Genomic DNA, 21,521 nt, shown 5'->3' with positions numbered 1-21,521 from the left:
AAGCGCGCATGCGGAGAACGTCCCGGCCACCATCACAAGAATGCCACCCGATCGTTTTGTGGCGTCCCACCGGATCCCTTGCGTCACCGATGTCCGCGCTCCGGGCCGAGACCCCGGAAGAATTCGGAAATCCGGAGGGCTGATGGCCACGCACGCCATGGAAAAGGTGTATTCCGGGAACGGCACCGTACGACTGCACCGGGCGGGGGAGATGACCGACCCCGACACCTTCCGGGAACGACGGCGAACCCGCAGGAAACGCCTGGCCGAGGATATGGCCGAAGGCCGGGCGGAAACCCGCTATTTCCCGGTGCTGTCCGTACTGGCACCGGTCATGACCCAGTCCGAGGGCGAAATCACCTACCCGGGCGACCCGATGTGCCTCTACACGGCGCTGAGCCTCGCGGTGCACCGGGCGGTGGCCGACGCCGGCCCGCTGGCGGACGCCGGGCACTACACCGATCTCGCACCGGAGTGGACCCGCTTCCCGTCCAAGAAGTACCGGCTCTCCGCCGGCGACGACGGATTCCGGGCCTACGGGACGGCCCCGAACACCGACCGGACCGTGTTCGACCCCAGGGTGTGGGACGACACGGCCCGCGCCCTCTGGGTGCGGCTGCTGCGCGAGGTCCGTCCCCGGGTCGTCCTCATCAGCGCCGTGTCACCCGCCCACCGCTACGCGCTGCAGATCGCGGAACTGGCCAAGCGCGAGGTCCCGGAGACCTTCGTGATCCTCGGTGGCCGGCACGTCGACGAGACCACCACGGCCACCCCCGACGGCCAGGCGCTGCTGCTCAAACCCAGCAGCCCGCTGGCCGTCATGCAGGAGGGGAAGGTGCCCCGGGTGGTCGACGCGGTGATCAGCGGCGAGGCCTACCACGCCGTGGACCTGCTGATGCGGGCCGTCGCGCTGGCCACCGACCTCGACCGGCGCTGGGCCGACCGCGAGCAGGTGCTGCCGTGTCTGCAGGGGCTGCTCGCCGAGGAGGGGCCCGGGGCCGGCAGCTCCCTCGTCGTCCTTGCCGCGGCGGATGCCCTCGACGCGGTGCCCCTGCGCGGCGGGCCGCTCGACCTCGCCACCCTCCCGTCGCCGTACGAGGCCTTCGCCATCCGCTCCCGCTTCCCCATCTTCACCCGTCCGGAAAGCGGCGAAGTGCTGCGCACCGCCCACTTCATGGTCTCCAACGCCTGTCCCTACCGGTGCAATTTCTGCTCCGAATCAGCACAGTTGAGCAACGGCCTGAAACGCTTCAAGGAGGATGCGGTCGGCACGGCGGCCCAGCGGGTCTGCGAATACGTCGGCTACGGCGCCGAATCGCTCTTCTTCGACGACTCGGTCTTCTGGAGCGGCCGCTACCGCGACATCGGCGATTTCTGCGAGGAACTCAGCCGGATACGTCACACCCCGCCCATGGAACTCGACGCACGGTATCGACGATTCCTCACCCACGAGGACGACATCGAGCGGCTGCACGGACTCCAATGGGGCGCACAGCTGACCGTCGACACCCTCGTCGCCCTCCATTCCGCAGAGGAATCCGACGCCATCCTGCGGAAGATGAAGGAAGCCGGCTGCACTTACGTCTACATCGGCATCGAAAGCATGTCGACGCAGGTCATGACCCATATCCACAAGAACCTCCGCCGGGACGAGCGCAAACCCTGGCGGGAAAAGGTCAGAGAGGCCGCCGCACTGGTCAAGGCGCACGGTCTGCAACTGGGCACCTCCGTCCTCTTCGGCCTGGACGGGGAAACCCGGTCGAGCATCGACGAGACCATCCACGAGGTCGGCCGGCTCATCGACGACAAGCTGATCGACCTCGCCAGCCCGAACATCCTCACCTACCACCCCGCGACACCCGTCACCCGGGCCCACGGCATGCAGGACCGGCTCGACTACCACTCCCCGCGCATCGACAACCGAAAGCCCTACATCTATTTCGAGGAAGCCTTCCCCGACGTCGTCTCCGTCCTGCTGACCGAGGACGACATCTGGCACATCCACCACGAGACCCGGCACCGCTGGGGCGGGGCCCGCAACGACGCGGCACCGGTCCCCGTCGAGGCCGGCTCGGAATGAGGAGAACCTGATGCCCGCTTCCCTCCCTGCCCCCGGTCAGCCCCGGCAACAGCCCTCCGGCATGCGCACCGAGAGATACACCGCCTACCCCCGGGTCGACCTCCCGGACCGGACCTGGCCGGCCGCGTCCCTCACCCGGGCCCCGCAATGGTGCGCGGTGGACCTGCGGGACGGAAACCAGGCGCTCGCCGTCCCCATGGACCTCGCCCGCAAGCGGAAACTCTTCGAACTCCAGGTCCGGATGGGATTCAAGGAGATCGAGGTCGGCTTCCCGGCGGCCAGCAAGACCGACTTCGACTTCATCCGGCTGCTCATCGAAGAGGACCTGATACCCGACGACGTCGCGATCCAGGTCATCATGCCGGCCCGCGAGGAACTCATCCACCGCACCTTCGCCTCCCTGGCCGGCGCCCGCCACGCGATAGCCCACCTGTACAACTCCACCTCCTGTTTGCAGCGGGAGGTGGTCTTCGGGATGGACCGCGCCCAGATCAAGGACCTGGCGGTGCGCAGCACCCGGCTGTGCAAGAAGCTCACCGAGGACCTCGGAATCCCGGGCATCCGTTACGAATACACACCGGAGTCCTTCACCGGCACCGAACTGGACTTCGCACTGGAGATCAGCAACGCGGTCACCGACGTATGGGACCCGAGCCCGGATCACACCATGATCCTCAACCTCCCCGCCACCGTCGAGATGTCGACCCCGAACGTCTACGCCGACCAGATCGAATGGATGCACCGGCACCTCGACCGGCGGGACTCCCTCGTCCTCTCCATCCACCCGCACAACGACCGCGGCACCGCCGTCGCCGCCGCCGAACTCGCCTGTATGGCCGGAGCGGAACGCATCGAGGGCTGCCTCTTCGGCAACGGCGAGCGCACCGGCAACGTCGATCTGGTCACCCTCGGGCTCAACCTCTTCACCCAGGGCGTCGACCCGATGATCGACTACTCGGACCTCGCCGAGGTCGCCGCCACCGTCGAATACTGCAACCGGCTGCCGGTCCACCCCCGCCACCCGTACGGCGGCGAACTCGTCCACACCGCTTTCTCGGGCTCCCACCAGGACGCCATCAAAAAGGGTTTCGAGGCCCTGGAACACCGGGCCCGCACCACCGGCACCCCCCTCGCCCGACTGCCCTGGGCCGTGCCGTACCTCCCGATCGACCCCAAGGACATCGGCCGGGACTACGAAGCGGTGATCCGGGTCAATTCCCAGTCCGGAAAGGCGGGTTCGGCGTACCTGCTGAAAACCGCATTCCACCTGGACCTGCCGCGCCCGCTGCAGGCGGAATTCGCCCGGATCATCCAGGAGCACACCGACGGAACCGAGGGGGAGCTGTCCGCCGACGAAGTCTGGTCGGCATTCCGCCGCACCTACCTGGACGCCACCCGACCACTCAGGCTCCTCGACCACACCGCGCGGAGCTCCGACGACGGCGCCACCCGGTCGCTCACCTGCACCCTGCTGACCGGCACCGACGACCCACTGACGCTGCACGGCTCCGGTACGGAACTCGCCGACGCACTCCTGCACGGCCTCACCACCCTCCCGCCCTCCGAAGCCCTCGACCCCACCGCGCTCTCTCTCGGAGAGCTCACCCGGCACCCCCTTCCCCCGGACGGCGACCAAGCCCCGCGGTGCGCCGCCTACGCCCGCCTCGACCACCACCAGCGCTCCGCCTGGGGCGCCGCGATCGCCCCCGATACCACCACCGCCGTCCTGCAAGCCGTCCTCAGCGCGGTGAACCGCCTTTCCGCAGAAAGCGCCGGAGCTTCGTCAACGGCCAGGTGTTGATGACGTCGTCCTTGGTGAGCCAGCCGCGCTGCGCCGTGCCCACGCCGTACCGCAGATAGGGCAGATGCGTGGTGGAGTGCGCATCCGAATTCACCGCGAATTTCACACCGTGGCGCTTGGCGCGCAGGATGTCCTCGTCGCAGAGGTCGAGGCGCTCGGGATGGGCATTGATCTCCAGTGCGGTGCCCGTCCTGGCGCAGGCCGCGAAAACCGCGTCGAAATCGGCGTCGATTCCCGGGCGTTTACCGATCCGGCGCGTCGTGGGGTGACCGATGACAGCCACGTACGGATTCTCACAGGCGCGGATCAGGCGCCGGGTGAGGGCCTGCCGGCTCTGGTTGAAGTGCGAGTGGATGGAGGCCACACAGAGGTCGAAGCCCGCCAGGAATGCGTCCGGCCAGTCGACCTCGCCCTCCGGGCCGATGTTGAGCTCGGTGCCGTGCAGCAGCCGCATGCCGCGGTACCGGCGGTCCAGCGCGCGCACCTCCTCCCGCTGCGCGAGCATCTTCTCGTCGGTCATGCGCTGCATGTAGAGGTTCGGGGCGTGGTCGGTGACGGCGTAATAGGCGTAACCGCGCTCGGCGGCCGCGGCGACCATGTCGTCCAGGGAGGAGAGCCCGTCGGTGAGGTCGGTATGGGTGTGCAGATCGCCCCGGATGTCGTGCTCGGTGACGAGGTCGGGCAGTTCTCCCCGCAGCCCGGCCGCGACCTCGCCGCGGTCCTCCCGCAGCGTCGGCGGAATCCACGGCAGCCCCAGTCGTTCGTAGATCCCCTCCTCCGTCTCCGAGGTGATCATCTCGCCGCTCTTGGCGTGGAACAGCCCGTACTCGGACAGCTTGAGCTTGTGGCGCACCGCGATCGCCCGGGTGCGGATGTTGTGCGCCTTCGACCCGGTGAAGTACTGCAGCCCCGCGCCCCAGGAGACCGGCGGCAGCACCCGCAGGTCCACCTGCAGCCCCTTGGTGGTGCGGATGGACGTCTTCTTCTCCCCGTGCGCGATGACCTCGGCGGTGTACGGGAGCTCGGCGAGCGCCGCCATGAACGGCGCGGACCGCTCCGCCGCCACCAGGATGTCGATGTCCCCGATCGTCTCCCTCATCCGCCGCAACGACCCCGCGTACGTGCACCGTTTGCATCCACGGATCCCCGACAGCTCGGCGACGATCTGCTCCGCCAGCTCCATGGCGGCACCCAGCAGGATCCGGCCCTCCCCGGCCTTCTGCATCAGCGAGATGCCGTGCAGGATGTTCTCCTCGGTCTTCTCCCCGAACCCCTTCAGCTCCCGCAGCCGCTCCTCATGGACGGCGTCGAGCAGCTGGTCCACGGAGGTGATGCCCAGCACCTCGTAGAGGACCATCGCCTTCCGCGGGCCCAGGGTGGGGATGCTGATCAGCTCCCGGACACCGGCGGGGACCGACGCCCGGGTCTCCTCGATGGTGGCCACCCGCCCGGACCGCAGATACTCGACGATCTTCTCGGCGATCGAGGCACCGACGTGCGGGATCTCCCGCAGTCCCGGTGCATCGAGCCGGGTGACGTCGACGGGGTAACCGCCGACGGCGCGGGCGGCCTTCTCGTAGGCACGGGCCTTGAAGGCGTCGCCACCACTGATCGCGATGAGGTCGGCGTACTCCTGCAGCAGCGCCTCGACCTCCTCATTGGCGCGGACCATACCTCCAGGGTGCGCCCGTCTCCGCGCCTCGGCACGCCCGGCCGTCACCGTCCGCGCACGGCCGTCACCGACCGTCCCCCGCGTCGCCGCACAGCGACCGTCGCACGCCGGCATGCCGGGCGGGCACCCCTGGCCGGCCCGCACCGCGACGCGCGAGTCGGCACCCGAAAGCGCCGGGCGTGCGGCACCCTTCCCACGGCCGGCGCTACGGTCGGACTCCTCGGCCCGGTCCCGTGCCGGCCGTACCTGGTGATACACGGTCATACGTCGTGAGCGGAGGTCGAACCGGATGCTGGTGGTGGGGCGCTCGGAGGTGGAGAGGCTGCTCGACATGGAGGCGCTGATCGATGCGCTGGCCTCGGCGATGGTCGACCTCAGTGCCGGGCGGGCCGCCGCGCCGGACCGGGTGGCGGCGAGGGTGCCCGAGCGGGCGGGCTTCGTCGCCGCCATGCCCGGCTACGTGCCCTCCGCCGGGGCGCTGACCAGCAAACTCGTCTCCGTCTTCCCGCAGAACGCCGGTACGCCGTTGCCGACCCACCAGGCACTCGTCGTCGTCTTCGACCCCGGCACCGGTGAGCCCACGGCCCTGCTGGACGGCACGGCGATCACCGCCGCGCGGACCGCCGCCTGCTCGGCGCTGTCGGCGCGGCTGCTCGCTCGCGAGGACGCATCGGTGCTCGCCGTATTGGGCACCGGCGCCCAGGCCCGCTCCCACGCCCGGGCGATGTGCCGGGTCCGCCCGATCCGCCGCATCCGGGTGGCCGGCCGCAACCCGGTCAACGCCACCGCCCTCGCCGCCGAACTGTCCGCCGAACTCGGCATCCCCGCCGAGGCGGTGGCCACCTACGCCCAGGCCCTCCACGGTGCGGACATCGCCGCGGCCACCACCCACGCCGTCGACCCCGTCGTCCGCCGCCCCTGGCTGACCCCGGGCGTGCATGTGACCTCGGTGGGCTTCAACCCCGCCGGCCGCGAGGTCGATGACGCCACCATCGCCGAGGCCCTGATCTGCGTCGAATCCCGGCAGGCGGCCCTGGCACCGTTCCCCGCCGGCAGCAACGACCTGCTCCACCCGATCCGCGACGGCGTCATCACCGCAGACCACGTGCACGCCGAACTCGGCGAACTCCTCGGCGGAAGCCGGCCCGGCCGCACCGCGCCCGACCAGATCACGCTCTACAAGTCCGTCGGCGTGGCCGTCCAGGACGCCGCGGCGGCGGCCCTGGTCGTCGCGGCCGCCCGGGAACGGTCCGTCGGCACGCATATCGACCTGGACCGGGGGCAGTAGCCGCGGCCCGAGATGCACGCGCGCTGCCCCGCCCCACAACCGCGCAACAGTTCGTTTGTGCCATGCTCGGCGCATGGACCAGGACAAGGGCTACCTTCTCGACAACCGCCAGGTCGAGGCGGGCGCACGCTTCGACGCGCTGTCGGCCCTTTTCGACGCCTCGACGTTCCGGCACTTCGAGACGGTCGGGATCGACGAGGGCTGGCGGTGCTGGGAGGTCGGCGCCGGTGGGCCGACCGTCTCCGCGTGGCTCGCCGAGCGCGTCGGGCCCCGCGGCCGCGTACTGGCCACCGACATCGACGTCTCCTGGACCGGAACCGCCGCCGAACGCGTCGAGGTGCTCCGCCACGACGTCGCCCGCGACGAACCCCCGGCCGGACCCTTCGACCTGATCCACGCTCGTCTCGTGCTCGTCCACGTCCCCGACCGTGCTGCCGCGCTGCGCTCCATGATCCAGGCACTGCGCCCCGGCGGGTGGCTGCTGATCGAGGACGCCGATCCCGCGCTGCAGCCCCTGATCTGCCCTGACGAGTACGGCCCCGCACAGGAGCTCGCCAACCGGCTGCGCCGCGGCTTCCGACAACTCCTGCAGCAGCGCGGTGCCGACCTCGCCTACGGACGCAAGCTGCCGCGACTGCTCCGCGAGGCCGGCCTGATCGATGTCGAGGCCGACGCCTACTTCCCCCTCACCTCGCCCGCGTGCGACGTCCTTGAGGCGGCCACCGTCCACCAGGTGCGCGACAAGCTCACCGCCGCGGGCCTCGCCACGGACGAGGAGATCGAGCGGCACCTCGCCAACATCGCCGCGGGCCGGCTCGATCTCGCCACCTCCCCGATGATCTCGGCCTGGGGTCGCCGGCCCTTCCAGGACGGCGCCTGAATCCGCCCCGGGCGGCCGGTCCACAGGAAACCCACAAATTTTCCGCTTACCTTCTCCCTTCGCAGTGCGGCTACCGTGCACGGATGCCGCCGACGGGTGGGGCGGGGAACCGGAACGGCGTGGACAGTGAACTGCACACGATGCGGTGGCGCGGTGGTCCAGGGGCCGGACGGCCGATGGTGCTGCGGCAATTGCGGGGCGAGCGGATGAGCCGAGCCGCCCGACGAGACGAGAGTGGAGCCTTGCATGTGCGCGGCCAAGCGCCTCGACCGAGTCCTGGTCGTCGACGACGACGCGATGATCCTGAGGTCCCTGGCGCGCGGCCTCCGGCTGAACGGCTTCGCCGTCGCGCTCGCCGAGGACGGTCCGACCGCTCTCGCGGAGCTGGCGGAGACACCGCCGGACGTGGTCGTCCTCGATGTGTCCCTGCCGGGCATCAGCGGCATCGAGGTGTGCAGGACGCTGCGGGCCAACGGGGACGAGGTGCCGGTGCTGATGCTGTCCGCACTGGACGAGTTGGCGGACCGGGTCGCGGGACTCCAGGCCGGGGCCGATGACTACCTGGTCAAACCCTTCGCACTGAAGGAACTGGTCCTGCGGCTGCAGGCCCTGCTCCGCCGCCGCCCGTCCGCGGGCAGGGACGTCGTACGCGTCGGTGACCTGGTCCTCGACACGGCCGCGCGCGAGGTGACGTACGGGGGAGTGGCGGTCGGGCTCACCCGGCGGGAGTTCGAGCTGCTGGAGGTCCTCGCCCGCAACGCGGGCGTCGTCCTCACCCGCGACCAGCTCCTGGACCGGGTCTGGGGCTACGACTTCGACGTGCGCACCGACGCCGTCGACACGTTCGTCAGCTACCTCCGGCGCAAGACGGAGGCCGGGGGCCGACCACGCCTCGTCCACACGGTCCGCGGAGTCGGCTTCGTCCTGCGGGCATCCGGAACGGACACCGCACGATGAGGCTCACCACCCGGATCGCCCTGGTCATGGGCCTCGCCATGCCCCTGTTGGTGCTGGGCTCGGGGGCGCTGCTGCTGCGCCTGGTCGCCCGCGATGTGCACGCCGAGCAGGACGCCCATCTGCGGGAGCGGGCCGCGGTGCTGCTGCCGATGGCCAGGGGGCTGCTGCGGACCGAGGACAGCGGACAGCCGCGGAAGGCGGCAAACAGGGAGCGGCAGTTGCTCGATGCGGCCCTCGATGTCGGGGTACGTCTCGTCACGCCCGGAGGCGGGTCGTCGGCGGAGGCCGGGCCCCGGCCGGCCGTCACCGTGTCATTGCCGGCCGCCGCACCCGATCCGGTGACCGTCCGGGCCCGCGGCCACGCCTGGCGGGCGCTGTCGGTGGAGGTGGGCGGCCCGAACCCCCGGAAGGGCCCGCACGGAACGCTCTGGGTGTTCTCCCGCGGAGCGTCCGGGACCGCCGAGGTCGCCGCCGTACAGCGCCGCGTCCTGGTGGTGGCGCTGATCGCCGCCCCGCTGGCCGGACTGCTCTCCTGGGCCATCGCCGAGCGCGCCACCCGCCCGCTGCACCGGCTGCAGCGCCGGGCCGGCGGCCTGGACCCCGGCACCAGCGCGGCCCGCCTGGACCACACCCCGTCGCGGATCACCGAGGTGGACGACCTGGCGCGCACCCTGCAGACCGTGCTGTCCCGGTACGACGAGCAGGCGGCGCGGACCCAGGAGGCACTGGCGACCGCGCGGGCCTTCGCCGCGACCGCGTCCCATGAACTGCGGACGCCGTTGACGGGCATGCAGACCAACCTGGACGTGCTCACCGACCACCCCGACCTCGATCCGGCCGACCGCGCCGAAGTCCTGGACGATCTGCGCTCCGGACAGCAGCGGCTGATGGACACCCTGTTCGCACTGCGGGCGCTGGCGCAGGGTGATTTGGTGGAGGCCGATGCCTTCGGGGTGGTGGACCTCTCCGAGCTGGTTGCCGCGGCGGTGGCCGAGGTGGAACGGCACCACCCCGGCGTCCGGCTGACCCTCCGGCTCACGCCCGGACTGGTCCTGAGCGCCTGGGAGCCGGGCCTGCGGATGGCGGTCGACAACCTGCTCCGCAACGCGGTGGTGCACGGAAGCCGGGCAGGCCGGCCGGCGGGCATCGAGGTGGAGCTACGGCCGGGAGGCCGGACGGCGGACCCGGTGGCCGTGCTCACCGTGGACGACGCCGGACCGGGTATCGCGCCCGAGGAGCGTCACCAGGTCTTCCAGCGCTTCCACCGGCGCGCCGACAGCCCCGGTTCCGGGCTCGGGCTGACCCTCGTGGCCCAACAGATCGCCCTGCACCGCGGCACCGTACGCGTCCTGGACCGACCGACGGGGACCGGCGACCCCACGGCGACCGGCGTCCGCTTCGAGGTCTGCCTGCCCCGCACCGGCGACCCGGCGACCGACCTCCCCACCCTCCCACTTCCCATGGGGCGCGCCTGGTTGAGCGAAGTACCGGCCGGGACTGATCCGCTCACCCCGCACGTGGCCGGGACTCCTTGACCACCCGGCCGGTCGCCCGGAACGTCCCCGCGGAGCACCCCACCGACCGGAACCGGCCCCCCACCTCGGCAACCCAGAAGGCATCGGCCACCGTAAGCGCCTGGACGCACCGACCGCGCCGCCAGCCCCGGAACCAGGCCTCGACGACATCGGCGCCGGGTGGCAACTGCCCCCATGCCAGCGTCCAGTTGGTCCCCGCCCGGCCGCCGTACCGGCCGCCCCGGAGCGGGGAGACGGAGAGCGTGCTGACGACGGACACATCGATCAGTCCGGCCCCACTGTGCACCTCCAACGCCGGACGCCCCTCTGAACCCCGGGCGACGCGGAACAGCCAGCCGCTCAGGGGCAGCCGCACGTCACGGGGGCCGAGGGCGGTGAGGAGGGCGGTCGAGCCCGTGGGGGAGGGCTCGTCCGGCATGCGGAAACCATTGCAGTCCACTGTCTCTCCCGGGTTCGAGGCGGGGTGCACATGACCGTCCGTGACGCCCAGGTCCACCGTCGCTGATGCTCAACTGGCCCGCAGCGTAAGGACGATCCTTGTGGATTCCCTGTGCCCGCGGCGTCCCCGTCCCTGTGGGGGCACGGAGAACGCACCAGGCACCAGGCACGAGGCAGCGGGCAGCAGGCACCAGGCAGCAGGCAGCGGATCACAAGGTCCCCACAAAAAACGCCCCTACGTTCAGCGACGGCATCCAAGAAACCCGTTTGTTCCTGGAGGGAGCATCACCATGCAGCGTCCCAAGTTCGCCCGTCGCAGGACCGCCCTGGCAGGAGGCCTGTCCGCACTCGCGCTCACCGGTTATCTGCTGAGCGGGGCAGTGTCGGCGAACGCGGCGGACTCCGACAGCCCGTCGTCCTCCGAGCCCTCGGCAACCGCCCCGCACCACGGCAAGGGCATCTGCCACCGAGTGCCCAAGATGGAGCGGCACCTCGACAAGGCGCTCGACCGACTCAACGGCGATGCGCACACCCGCGGTTCGATCGCGCGCCTGGAGCAGCGGGTGAAGAACGCCCGCGCCAAGCACCACGACGAGGTCGCCACCTTCCTCCAGGACCGGCTGACCCACCGCAAGGATCTCAAGCCCACCCTCACCCGCGAGCGCACCGACCTCAAGGCCGTCGCGGCCTGGTGCGCGAAGAAGGACGGTGACAAGGCGGGCACCGCCTCGTAAGGCGACGTTCCGAGGCCGGCACCGACGCGGTCGAGGACCCGCAGTAAGGCAACGGATCCACGCGGTCGGGAGCCGCGTGGATCCGTCAGCTGATCAGTCGCCGATCAGTCGCCGATCAGTCGCTGATCGGCCGCCGATCGGCCGGGTCAGTCGAGGTCGTCCGAGTAGTCGGTGGTGGTGCAGCCGTCCACCTCACCGTCGTCGGAGTTCTTGCCCTCGGGCGCCTGGAAGCCGGGGGTGCAGTTGAGGAACAGCAGCCCGGCTTCGAGCAGCTTCCGCCGTTGGTCGTCGCTGCCGGGGTCGACGGCGAAGTCGTCCCCGATCATCAGGTCGTCCTGTTCGTCCTTGTCCCCCTTGACGGCGGTCTGGAACGCCTCCATGTCCTCGATGGTGAGGAAGTCGGCGTCACCGCCGCCGACCGCCGGGTCGTCGCACTCGCCGCCGCCGTTGATGCCCTTCATGCCCATGGCCTCGACCCGCGCCACCTCCGGAGGGGTGGCGATGTCGACCTTCTCGCAGTGCAGCGTTGTCCTGAGGAGTTCCGCGGTCCCCTGGGGCGACCCTCCCGAGGGCAGGCTGCTACAAGCGGAAACCGATGCCAGGGCGACGACGGTGCCGACCGTGGCAAGCATTCGATGGAAACGCATGACGTCCTTTTGCAGTGGTGGCTTCGAGACGAGCACCGAACGGCTGTGACGGTGCATCGGCCGCCGACAAGGCGAAGCAAGCCATCTGCACTCCCCCGTTCCCCCGCTCTGATCTTTTGACCGGAACATGGTAAACGCAGACCGCGCCGGGAACGTCGCGGCGGCCTCGCGGGCGGAATCCGGCCGGGAGCTCCGTGGCTGCGGGGCCGGACGGGGCCCCGGGCTACTTCGCGCTCGCCCCGGCGGGCACGGGCAGCGGCCCGGCCGCACAGGCCGTATCGTGCTTCGGTGCCTCGCCGGTCAGCAGGTACCTGGTGACGATGCCGTCCACGCACGCGTTGCCGTTGCGGTACTGCCCGTGGTCACCGCCGCCGGTGACGGTGACCAGGCGGGAGCCGCGCAGGGCCCGGTGGTCCCGGAGGGCGGCCTCGTAGTAGGTCGCGGGGTCGTGCACCGAGTTGAGCATCAGTGTCGTCGGCAGCCCGGCCCCGGTGACCTTCACCTTCGGCGCGGTCGTGGTGGGCCAGTACGCGCACACCGACGAGAAGGCCAACTCGCGGGCACCGACGAGCGGTTGGGCCGCTGCATCCTTCGCGCTCCGCTTGATCCAGTAGCCGACATCGCGGTTCCAGGCGGTGTCGTTGCAGGTGACCGAGAAGTACTCGGCCAGGAAGGCCGGGCTGAGATACGAGCCGAAGACCTTTCCCATGAGCTGCCGCTCCGGTGCCCCCGCGCCGTCCCCGCGGTCGAGCGCGACGAGCGCCGCCGCCAGCGCCGGGAAGCCTTCCTTGGCGTTGTAGACCGCCTGGATCGTGCCGTTGTCCAGCTGGTTCGGGCCGATGACGACCGGGCCGACGGTCACCGGGTGCTCCGCCAGTGCCCGCCGGCGCGCCTCCCACCTGGCCTCGGCCTGCCGGGCCGTCCGGCCGTAGTGGTAGACGGCGTCGTTCTTCGCCAGCCAGGGCAGGAAGTCCTGCTCGAAGCGGCGCTGGAAGCTCTTCGGCTGTCCCGTCTCGAACTCCTCCCACGAGCCCGCCCAGCCCACATTGCTGTCCAGCACGGCCCGTTCGACGCGCCGCGGAAACAACGTCGCGTAGTAGGCGCCGAGCATCGTGGCGTAGGAGGGCCCGTAGTAGGAGATCTTCCGCGCGCCGAGCAGCGACCGGAACAGGTCCATGTCACGAACGGTCTGTTCGGTGGTCAGATACGGCAGCAGCCCGCCGCTGCGCGCCTGGCAGTCCCGCACCAGCTTGCGCGACCGCGCCAGCACACCCTGAACGGCGGCGGGGGAGCGGTCCCGGAAGTCGTGTGCGAAGAACTCCCGGAACTCCTCGTCCGTCTGGCACACCGGGCGCGTGCTGCGGCCGACGCCACGCTGGTCGAAGCTGACCACGTCATACGCGGCGCCCACCGCGGGTTCGTCCTGGACGAAGCCCGCCGGCCGGTTCAGCCCCGAGGCACCCGGTCCGCCCGCGGCCATCATCAGCACCCCGCGCCGCCCGGCGGGGCTGCTCGCACGGTGCCGGGAGACCGCCACGGTGAGGTCCGCACCGGCATCCGGGCGGTGCCAGTCACGTGGCACCGTCATGTTCGCGCACTCCAGCGACGAACCGCGCTCGCAGGGCTGCCAGTCCAACCGCTGCTGCGCGTACCGTGCGGGCACCCGCGTCCCCGCCGGGCCGGCCTGCGCCCCTGCCGCCGGGAGCACCGTCGCGGCAACGACCGCCGCGCCCACCCCCGCCACTGCGCACACGCCCCACCGCCGCCTCCGCGACGCCCTCCCCGAAACCCACAACCCCGCCATCGAACCCTCCCGGACGTGTCCTTACCTCTGCGGGAGCAATCCTTCCGCCGGGCACCCCAACCGCTCGATCCCCCCAGCATCCGTCCTGGGGGTGGTACCAGCACCACCCGCACCAGGGCCTAACGTGCCGGGCCGAGCTTCAACGCCGCGCGTGGCGGATCTTCAACCGTCCGAGTGCCACGTCCCCAGAGATGCGGATCCTCGGCCCGCCAGGGCGGGAACGCCGCGGGGGCTTGTGGCACAGGTCCTTCCACCCGGTGCGCAGACCCTCGACGTCAACCATCGCGTCGCGAGGTACCGTGATCCTGGCCCCGCCGGTGCCGAGTTGCAGCTCGATGTCGACGACCGGATGCTCGATGACCGCCCGGGACAGGTCCAGCGTCCGATGGGGACGTCCTGCGCGACCAGCGACCCCCGTCGGCCCGACGTGGCCACGAACGCGATCGCGGCCGGCACCTCCCGGTCTCCATGACGGCTCAGTACGCCGTGACCCCTCGGGTGGCCTCGACCAGGACCTTCCCTCCGCCCGGACCCGTCATCACGAGTCGCGGCAGCCAGGGGCCCGTGTGGTCGTAGGCGTGGGTGACGGCCGGCTCGTTGGTTTCCTGCTGGGTGCCGTCGCCGAAGTACCAGTGGTAGCGGTAGCCGGCGGCGGGTGGCTTTCCGGGCAGTGCCACCGACATGCGCACCTCGCTGCCGACATGCGCGTGCTGCGGGACGTTCAGTCGTGCCTGGGGGCCCTGCTGGGGGAGGCGGAACCACTGGCGGAGGCGCGGGTTGAGGAGGAAGGCATCGGCGTACTGGCGGGCGCCCTCGATGTCGGGGTGGCCGACGGCCGCGCTCAGGCATTGCAGGGGAGTCGCGCTCAGCTCGGGGCAGGCCCGTGTGCGCAGCGGGAACGCCGGGTCGGTCACCGGAGTGTTCCAGACCTTGGAGTCCGGCGTGAGGAGGGCGTTGTCCACGGTGAACAGTCCGTCGGCTGCGACCGCGTACGGACCGTCCGTGGACGTCTTGTTGGCGGCGGCCGCTGCCTGGTGGTAGGCGGCATTGGCGAGTTGTGTGTACTGCTCGTAGCGCTCGGCAACCCTGCCGAGGGCCGCCTTGCAGGAGGTCAGCCGCGCACCGGCCACTCCGGGGGCAGAACAGGTCCTCACCGGGACCGGAGAGCTGCTGCGGCTGAGCGCGTAGTAGAAGTCGGCCACCAGCACCTTGGGCCGGCCCGGCAGGGAGTGGGCCTTCTCGATGGCCGCCTGCATCCCGCGTCCGCCGTAGCCGACCTTCGCGCCGCTGAAGTAGGGCACGTCCTTGGCCGGGTTCTCCGCTGCCGCACCGACGCCGGAGCATTCGCGCTTCACCGCCTCGGGCACGTTCTCCGAGCCGGGAGTGATGCCGACGCCGATGCCGAAGAAGGGATCGAGGTCGTTGATGCACCCGTTGATCACGACCAGATCGAGGCCGTAGCCGCCCGACCGTGCCTGCGCGCCCGCCTTCTCCAACTGGCAGAACACATCCGGCATTTGCTGGGTGACCTCACCGAACTCCATCTCCCCGTCGCCGTCCGGATCCTGCTTCTCCGTCGTGCGCAGGCAGGCCGCGTCGTTGTTGCCCGCGGGCAGATCGGCGGCGTCGAGCACCGCACCGGAGATCGCATAGTCCTTGAGCTGGAAGCCTCGGCCGGTCTCACGACCGAGCGCCCGGCCCGTCAGGTAGGAGAACTTCTGGTCGTGGTCCAGTCCCTGGCCCCACACCACCGAGTCACCGACGGACGCCACCCGCACCGGATGGCACCCGCGGCGCAGCGTGTCCCGCCAGACCTTGCCGAAGCGGCCGGGCGCCTCGCCGTCGGACGAGGCGGCGATGCGGGCGTCGACCTGCACCGGGGTCTCGGTCGAGGGCACCCGGTCGAACGGGAGGGTGAACGTGGCGGTGCCGACGTTGCCGGCGGACATGTCGAGGCGCCCGCCGGCCAGTCGCCGCTCACCGGCGCGTACCCGCCACTCCACGGTGGTTTTGGCCTTCGCCGCGGCGGGGTCGTAGATCTGCACCCGGCCGCGGACGGGGCCGTGGCACACCGGATTCGGCGTCATGTCCACGTCGAGGACGAGAGGGAACGCCGATCCCGGCAAGGCGGCTCTGGTCTGTGCGGCAGCGGGAAACCCGCCGACGAGCTGGCTCAGGAGTACGGCGGCCGAGCCGAAGGCCGCCCAACGCCTCGCCGCCGACGAGCGACGGGCCGCTCCTGGTCCGCTCGGCACGGAGCCTGCGCCGGTGCTGCCTGTCCCCGATCGCCTCCCCGCAGCCCACCGCGACGGCGACCATGACCACGCCAATCTCACGTCAACACCCCTGTCCGTGCCGTCATTTGGGCGCATGCGGAGTCAACTGACATCCGCATCGGTAGGGATCATGGCAGTTGCGGGATCGGCCTGGACCGCGTGCGACGCCCTGTACCGAGTGAGACTGATCACTTACCTGCAGTTACGGCCGTCGCGGCGGTGATGGAGTGACGCCGTTACGGCAGGTGCCCCTCGGCCGGATCCGGTGCGACGTCCGGCGCGGCGAGGTCTGCGGTGAGCGTGGTGCGCGGCACGCTGAGCACCGCGTCGTAGGCGTCCAGGGCCGGCACGGGGAGGAAGCCGTCGTCCATCCGGATGGACGACGGCTCGGGCAGGTCATGCTGCCGGGCGTGGGCGCGCAGCGCGCGGGTGTCCACCAGAGCCGGCGCTTCCGGCACGCCGGCGAACAGCGCCTCCACGCTGTCGGGCGTCGCCGGGGGCGCGTCGGTTGCGGACTGGCGCATCCCGGCCGGGTGCGCCGGGTCGGGTACGTTCGCCACGGTCCGGCCGCCGCCGCTGGTGAGCGCCATGGACACGTAGTCGGCCCCGAGTTCCCGGGCCAGGGCGTGGCCCATGGGCGTGCGGGCGAGCGGGCTGCCTGCGGGGTTGGCGGTGCGCTGGATGTGGGCGTTGTGCGCGGCGATCACGATGCGGGTGCCCGGTGCGGACCGGTCGAGGAGTCCCAGCAGGCTGTCGGCCAGGTAGCGGTCGCGGGCGGCGAGGTCGGCAGCGTCCGGTGCGCCGCCGAGCAGTTCGGACATCGCGCGTTGCATCTGGTCGAGGCGCCAGGCCGCCCAGACGTCCGCGAGGGCGTCCTCGTACGCCTGGCGGCCGCGGTGCTCGGTGTAGATCTCGCGCATGACCGTGACGCGGTTGAGGAGTCGGCCGAGTGCGGCGGAGAGCCGGTCCTGGACCGCGGGGTCGAGGCTGAGGCGGGCGTGCGCAGGGACCAGGCCCGAGCCGCCGGCAAGCGGTTCCGCCAGCTCCAGGGCGGTACGGACGTAGCGCACCGCGCCGGGGTCGACATCGGCCAGATATCCGGCGACCGGCTCCAGCGCGGGGGCCAGGGAGCCGCCGGCCGCGGGGACGTCGAGCCCGGCGAAGCGGACCGGATGCGGCGCGGTGGCGTTGCGGGCGCGCAGCCACCGGAGAGTGTCGCGGCCCTCGGCGGACTGCCCCGGATACCCGTCGGCGCGGGGCGTCAGCAGCGCGTCGAGGTCGCCTTCGCCGCCCCGTATCCAGGCGTCGACGGCACGGCCGGAGGCGGCCCCGAACTCCGCGGCGTACACGGTGAAGCCGCATTCCCCGACGAGGAAGCGCACCATCCGGTCGCGCAGCGTCCCGAACTCGCGTACCTGGTGGGAGTTTTCGCCCAGTGCGACCACCCGGGCCTCGCCGACGAGGCGACCCAGCGGCTCCACGTCATCGAGCGGGGCGTTGGGGTCGGCGGCGAGGCGGGCGGCGTTGCGGACGGTCCACTCGGCGAGGGGGAGTGGTGGCGACAGGCTCATGCGCGCGACCCTAACAACCGGCTGTGCAGGCTGCCTCGTTGCTGCCGTGCCGGTGCGCGGCCGGCTCCCCGGGCCGACCCGTACCACGAGATCCGCGCTACCGATGCCTAACCGATGTCGGGCTCGGACCGCAGGTCGATCCGGTCTCCCCTCCGCTCCATCTCCAGCACGACGAGCTCGTTGCGACCCTTCCGCCACAGGTGACCGGGCGCGTACAGGGTGACCTGCGGTCCGAGGGACCAGTACCGGCCGAGCGGGAACCCGTTGAGCCAGACCATGCCCTTGTCCCAGCCCGGAAAAGCCAGGAAGCCGTCCGCGGGGGAGTCGACAGGGATCCGGGCCCGGTGGAACGCGGGGCCGGTCGGGGCGTCTTCGCTGCCGAATTTCAGGGCCGAGAGGCTGTCCAGGGGCAGTCGGCGGATCTCCCAGTCGCGCAGTTCTTGCCCGCCGAGGAGTACCTCGCCGCTGATTCCCTTGGGGTCGTTGAGGCCCTGGCCGAAGTTGACCCGCCCGGTGGGGTCCACCAGCAGGTCGAGGGTGGAGGATGCGCCGGTCACCGTGACGTCGACGGTGTGGAGCGGCTGGTTGCGGTCGAGGGTGCCGATCCGCTTGCCGTCGCAGAACACCAGCGCACGGTCGCCCAGCCCCGTGATCCGCAGGCTTTTGGTGCCCTGCGGCCCGTGCAGTCGAGTGCGGTAGTGGATCAGTCCGTGCGGCTGTCCGAGGGCCTCCATATGGACGGGGGTGGCGCGCCGCACCCGAGTGCTCAGCGCGTCGAGGACGTCCAGCAGCGGCACCGACTCACGGACGGCGACCGTCTGGGCCGGCATCCGGCGTGGTGTGGCCGGTAGGGGTGTGTTCGGCAGCGTGGTGTATTTGGCGAGCACATCGCGCACCTTGTGGAACTTCTCGGTGAGTTCGCCGGATTCGCTGATCGGTGCGTCGTAGTCGTAGCTGGTGACCGTGGGTTTGTAGGCGCTGCCGCTCAGATTGGCACCCGCGTACCAGCCGAAGTTGGACCCGCCCACCGCCATGTAGAAATTGATCGACGCTCCGGCTTCCAGGATCTTCTCCACGTCGGCGGCGGTCCGGGCGGGGTCGGAGGTGTGGTGCCGCTCTCCCCAGTGGTCGAACCAGCCGTCCCAGAACTCCGTGCAGAAAAGGGGCTTGTCGGGCTGGAACGCGCGCAGTTCCGCGAAGGGGCCGGTGGGGTCCCCGGCGAAGTTGACGGTGGAGAGGAGATCGGGAAGGCTGCCGGCCTTCAGCGCGTCCTGGGTGGCGCCGTTGGAACAGAACAGCAGGCTGTCGATGCCCTGCGCCCGCATGGTGTCCCGCAGATGTGCCAGGTGCGCGTGGTCGTCGCCGTAGCTGCCGTACTCGTTCTCGACCTGCATGGCGATGACGGGACCGCCGCGCGTGGCCTGCAGGCCGACGAACCGGGGCAGCAGTTCCGCGAACCAGGTGTCCACCGCTCGCTCGTAGGCGGGGTCGGAACGGCGCAAGGGCGCGTCCTTCTTCTTGAGGAGCCAGGCGGGCAGGCCGCCGAAGTCCCATTCCGCGCAGATGTAGGGACCCGGTCGCACGATCACCTTCAGCCCCACGTCGTCCGCGGTGCGCACGAAGGCGGCGACATCGCGCCATCCGGTGAAGTCGGCCTTCCGCTCGTACGGTTGGTGGAAGTTCCAGGCGACGTAGGTCTCCACCGTGTTCAGGCCCATGGCCCGCATCCGGAGCAACCGGTCGCGCCAGTCCTTGGGGTGCGTCCTGAAGTAGTGGAAGGCGCCCGAGAGGATCCGGAACGGCTTGCCGTCGAGCAGGAACTCCTTCCCGCGGATGGTCAGTCCCCGCGGGCTCTCGGCCTGCGCGAGGGTGGTACGGCTACCGCTCAGGGCGATCCCCATGGCCGCGGTGCCCGCCATGGCCGTGCTCAGAAAACTCCGTCGGCTGAACTGCGTCATGTCTGTTCTCCTCGACTCGACCGATCGTCGACCAGGGCTCGAACATGTTCAGTAGTGCGCGGTTCTGTGTGTCGAGAGTGTTGTATAGAACAGAAACAAGCACAAGGGTTCGAGGCTGGGCGCTGCGCACGACGAGGAAGGCGGCACCCGCCGCAGGGGCGGGTGCCGCCGGAGGGCCGGCGTCAGGCCGCTACACCGCCAGCCACACCGCCTGGTCCGGGGCGAGCCGGCCGTCCTCGACCAGACCGCTGGCCAGCAGCACCGCCTCGTGCGCCGGCAGCTCGTACGGCTCCGACGAGAGGTTGACGAGGCAGCAGAAGCCCGGCTCGCGGCGGTAGGCGAGCACCCCGGCCGGGGCGTCGAGCCAGGTCAGGTCGCCCTCGCCGAGCGCGGGGTGGTCGCGCCGCAGGTGCAGGGCGCGCCGGTACAGCTCCAGCATGGACGCCGGGTCGTCGGTCTGGGCCGCGACGCTGAGGTCCTTCCAGTGCGCCGGCTGCGGCAGCCACGGCCGGGCGGTGGTGCCCTCGGGGCTGAAGCCGTACGGGGCGCTCTGCCCGGACCACGGGATCGGGACGCGGCAGCCGTCGCGGCCGGGGTCGGTGTGGCCGGAGCGTTCCCAGATGGGGTCCTGCAGTACGTCCTCGGGCAGGTCTTCGACCTCCGCGAGGCCCAGCTCCTCACCCTGGTAGACGTAGGCGCCGCCCGGGAGGGACAGCATCAGCAGCGCGGCCGCGCGGGCGCGCCGGACGCCGAGTTCCAGATCGAGCGGGCCTTCGGGCCGGTAGGGGGCGTTGGCGACCCACTTCTTCGCCACCGTGCGGCCGAAGCGGCTGGGGTGGCGGACCACGTCGTGGTTGGAGAGCACCCAGGTGGCGGGGGCGCCCACGGCGCCGAGCGTGCCCAGCGAGCGGTCGATGACCTCGCGCAGCGCGGTGGCGTCCCAACTGGTCATCAGGAAGTCGAAGTTGAAGGCGGTGTGCAGCGCGTCCGGCCGCACGTACGCGGCGAGCCGCTCGGGTGTGTCGGCCCAGGCCTCGGCGACGAACGACCGGTCGCCGGGGAACTCGTCGGCGACCCGGCGCCATGCCTGGTAGATCGCGTGGACCTGGTCGCGGTTCCAGTACGGGTGGTCCGTCTCCTCCCCGGGCGCCGGCGCGTCCGCGGCATCCCGGGCCGGCAGGTCGGGGAGTTCCGGGTCCTTGACCAGGCCGTGTGCCACGTCGATGCGGAAGCCGTCGACGCCGCGGCGGAACCAGAACCGCAGGATGTCCTCGAACTCGGCGCGCACGTCGGGGTGTTGCCAGTTGAGGTCCGGCTGCTCGGGAGCGAACAGGTGCAGGTACCACTGGCCGTCGGGAAGCCGGGTCCAGGCCGGGCCGCCGAAGACGGACCGCCAGTTGTTGGGCGGCTCGGCCCCGTCCGGGCCGCGGCCGTCGCGGAAGTGGTAGCGCTCCCGCTCCGGGCTGCCGGGCCCGGCGGCCAGCGCTGCCTGGAACCAGACGTGCTGGTCGGAGGTGTGGTTGGGCACGATGTCGGGGATGACGCGGATGCCGTGCCGGTGGGCTTCCTCGATCAGCGCCTCGGCGTCGGCCAGGGTGCCGAAGAGCGGATCGATCGCGCGGTAGTCGGCCACGTCGTAACCGTGGTCGGCCATCGGCGACTTGTACCAGGGGTTGATCCAGATGGCATCGATCCCGAGCGACTTCAGGTACGGCAACCGCGAGCGGATGCCGGCGAGGTCACCGACTCCGTCACCGTTGCCGTCGGCGAAGCTGCGGACGTAGACCTGGTAGATGACGGCGCTGCGCCACCACGGTGCGGGGTTGCTGGGCATGCTGCTGCGTGCTCCTCGGGGTGCTGGGGGCATCGGTGTGCGGTGG

15 protein-coding genes and 1 pseudogene are annotated in these 21,521 nt (G+C 71.0%); 7 read left to right on the top strand and 9 right to left on the bottom strand.

The annotated features are described in order from the left end of the window. Positions 1 to 142: 142 nt before the first annotated feature. Both AB0G35_RS15780 and leuA read left to right on the top strand, forming a co-directional pair. Entirely contained in the window at positions 143 to 2,080 is a 1,938-nt protein-coding gene (locus tag AB0G35_RS15780) for a radical SAM protein (protein WP_360948841.1), read from the top strand. Positions 2,081 to 2,141: 61 nt separating this feature from the next. Further along, positions 2,142 to 3,881, top strand: coding sequence for a 2-isopropylmalate synthase (gene leuA, locus AB0G35_RS15775; RefSeq protein WP_360948839.1), 1,740 nt, complete (start codon positions 2,142 to 2,144; stop codon positions 3,879 to 3,881). Here the strand turns inward: leuA and polX are convergent. Further along, the gene (polX, locus tag AB0G35_RS15770; protein WP_360948837.1) at positions 3,820 to 5,553 is read right to left on the bottom strand and encodes a DNA polymerase/3'-5' exonuclease PolX; all 1,734 of its coding nucleotides are present in this window, start codon (positions 5,551 to 5,553) and stop codon (positions 3,820 to 3,822) included. The two genes, leuA and polX, sit on opposite strands and share 62 nt — an antisense overlap. Before the next feature lie 289 nt (positions 5,554 to 5,842). Between polX and AB0G35_RS15765 the strand changes: the two genes are divergently transcribed. The 4 genes from AB0G35_RS15765 (at position 5,843) to AB0G35_RS15750 (ending at position 10,213) form a co-directional block, all read left to right on the top strand. Continuing rightward, positions 5,843 to 6,841, top strand: a complete 999-nt coding sequence (locus AB0G35_RS15765; protein WP_360948835.1) for an ornithine cyclodeaminase family protein — start codon at positions 5,843 to 5,845, stop codon at positions 6,839 to 6,841. Between the two features lie 73 nt (positions 6,842 to 6,914). Continuing rightward, positions 6,915 to 7,721 (top strand): methyltransferase domain-containing protein, encoded by an 807-nt coding sequence (locus AB0G35_RS15760; protein ID WP_360948833.1) that lies wholly within the window; start codon positions 6,915 to 6,917, stop codon positions 7,719 to 7,721. 246 nt (positions 7,722 to 7,967) lie between these two features. Further along, entirely contained in the window at positions 7,968 to 8,678 is a 711-nt protein-coding gene (locus AB0G35_RS15755) for a response regulator transcription factor (protein ID WP_360948831.1), read from the top strand. Further along, the gene (locus AB0G35_RS15750) at positions 8,675 to 10,213 is read left to right on the top strand and encodes a HAMP domain-containing sensor histidine kinase (RefSeq protein ID WP_360948829.1); all 1,539 of its coding nucleotides are present in this window, start codon (positions 8,675 to 8,677) and stop codon (positions 10,211 to 10,213) included. Before AB0G35_RS15755 ends, AB0G35_RS15750 begins: the two co-directional genes overlap by 4 nt. On the opposite strand, the gene AB0G35_RS15745 is transcribed toward AB0G35_RS15750, so the two are convergent. Further along, on the bottom strand, positions 10,185 to 10,631 hold the full coding sequence (locus tag AB0G35_RS15745) for a hypothetical protein (RefSeq protein WP_360948827.1): 447 nt from the start codon (positions 10,629 to 10,631) through the stop codon (positions 10,185 to 10,187). The genes AB0G35_RS15750 and AB0G35_RS15745 overlap by 29 nt on opposite strands. Positions 10,632 to 10,941: 310 nt before the next feature. Between AB0G35_RS15745 and AB0G35_RS15740 the strand changes: the two genes are divergently transcribed. After that, positions 10,942 to 11,385: a hypothetical protein gene (locus tag AB0G35_RS15740; RefSeq protein WP_360948825.1), complete on the top strand. Its 444-nt coding sequence runs from the start codon at positions 10,942 to 10,944 to the stop codon at positions 11,383 to 11,385. 146 nt (positions 11,386 to 11,531) lie between these two features. On the opposite strand, the gene AB0G35_RS15735 is transcribed toward AB0G35_RS15740, so the two are convergent. The 7 genes and pseudogenes from AB0G35_RS15735 to AB0G35_RS15705 form a co-directional block, all read right to left on the bottom strand. Then, the gene (locus AB0G35_RS15735) at positions 11,532 to 12,032 is read right to left on the bottom strand and encodes a hypothetical protein (RefSeq protein WP_360948823.1); all 501 of its coding nucleotides are present in this window, start codon (positions 12,030 to 12,032) and stop codon (positions 11,532 to 11,534) included. Between the two features lie 223 nt (positions 12,033 to 12,255). Next, a complete protein-coding gene (locus tag AB0G35_RS15730) occupies positions 12,256 to 13,785 on the bottom strand; it encodes an alpha/beta hydrolase (protein WP_360948821.1) in 1,530 nt (509 codons plus the stop codon). Between the two features lie 190 nt (positions 13,786 to 13,975). Continuing rightward, positions 13,976 to 14,215: pseudogene (locus AB0G35_RS15725) on the bottom strand (hypothetical protein); the annotation flags it as partial. A gap of 97 nt (positions 14,216 to 14,312) precedes the next feature. After that, a complete protein-coding gene (locus tag AB0G35_RS15720; RefSeq protein ID WP_360948951.1) occupies positions 14,313 to 15,923 on the bottom strand; it encodes a PKD domain-containing protein in 1,611 nt (536 codons plus the stop codon). Between the two features lie 425 nt (positions 15,924 to 16,348). After that, on the bottom strand, positions 16,349 to 17,683 hold the full coding sequence (locus tag AB0G35_RS15715; protein WP_360948819.1) for an erythromycin esterase family protein: 1,335 nt from the start codon (positions 17,681 to 17,683) through the stop codon (positions 16,349 to 16,351). A gap of 107 nt (positions 17,684 to 17,790) precedes the next feature. Beyond that, a complete protein-coding gene (locus tag AB0G35_RS15710) occupies positions 17,791 to 19,641 on the bottom strand; it encodes a beta-galactosidase (RefSeq protein ID WP_360948817.1) in 1,851 nt (616 codons plus the stop codon). A 190-nt stretch (positions 19,642 to 19,831) separates the two neighbouring features. After that, on the bottom strand, positions 19,832 to 21,475 hold the full coding sequence (locus AB0G35_RS15705) for a glycoside hydrolase family 13 protein (protein ID WP_360948815.1): 1,644 nt from the start codon (positions 21,473 to 21,475) through the stop codon (positions 19,832 to 19,834). Between the last annotated feature and the right edge of the window lie 46 nt (positions 21,476 to 21,521).

The organism is Streptomyces sp. NPDC021749 (genome assembly GCF_040640655.1).
GTDB lineage: Bacteria > Actinomycetota > Actinomycetes > Streptomycetales > Streptomycetaceae > Streptomyces.
This window is presented reverse-complemented; position numbering and strand designations above follow the sequence as displayed.

Bases quoted from the DNA above. Each gene is read 5' to 3' on its own strand.
- AB0G35_RS15780 (WP_360948841.1), top strand. From the start codon at position 143: ATGGCCACGCACGCCATGGAAAAGGTGTATTCCGGGAACGGCACCGTA.
- leuA (WP_360948839.1), top strand. From the start codon at position 2,142: ATGCGCACCGAGAGATACACCGCCTACCCCCGGGTCGACCTCCCGGAC.
- polX (WP_360948837.1), bottom strand. From the start codon at position 5,553: ATGGTCCGCGCCAATGAGGAGGTCGAGGCGCTGCTGCAGGAGTACGCC.
- AB0G35_RS15765 (WP_360948835.1), top strand. From the start codon at position 5,843: ATGCTGGTGGTGGGGCGCTCGGAGGTGGAGAGGCTGCTCGACATGGAG.
- AB0G35_RS15760 (WP_360948833.1), top strand. From the start codon at position 6,915: ATGGACCAGGACAAGGGCTACCTTCTCGACAACCGCCAGGTCGAGGCG.
- AB0G35_RS15755 (WP_360948831.1), top strand. From the start codon at position 7,968: ATGTGCGCGGCCAAGCGCCTCGACCGAGTCCTGGTCGTCGACGACGAC.
- AB0G35_RS15750 (WP_360948829.1), top strand. From the start codon at position 8,675: ATGAGGCTCACCACCCGGATCGCCCTGGTCATGGGCCTCGCCATGCCC.
- AB0G35_RS15745 (WP_360948827.1), bottom strand. From the start codon at position 10,631: ATGCCGGACGAGCCCTCCCCCACGGGCTCGACCGCCCTCCTCACCGCC.
- AB0G35_RS15740 (WP_360948825.1), top strand. From the start codon at position 10,942: ATGCAGCGTCCCAAGTTCGCCCGTCGCAGGACCGCCCTGGCAGGAGGC.
- AB0G35_RS15735 (WP_360948823.1), bottom strand. From the start codon at position 12,032: ATGCGTTTCCATCGAATGCTTGCCACGGTCGGCACCGTCGTCGCCCTG.
- AB0G35_RS15720 (WP_360948951.1), bottom strand. From the start codon at position 15,923: ATGACGCCGAATCCGGTGTGCCACGGCCCCGTCCGCGGCCGGGTGCAG.
- AB0G35_RS15715 (WP_360948819.1), bottom strand. From the start codon at position 17,683: ATGAGCCTGTCGCCACCACTCCCCCTCGCCGAGTGGACCGTCCGCAAC.
- AB0G35_RS15710 (WP_360948817.1), bottom strand. From the start codon at position 19,641: ATGACGCAGTTCAGCCGACGGAGTTTTCTGAGCACGGCCATGGCGGGC.
- AB0G35_RS15705 (WP_360948815.1), bottom strand. From the start codon at position 21,475: ATGCCCAGCAACCCCGCACCGTGGTGGCGCAGCGCCGTCATCTACCAG.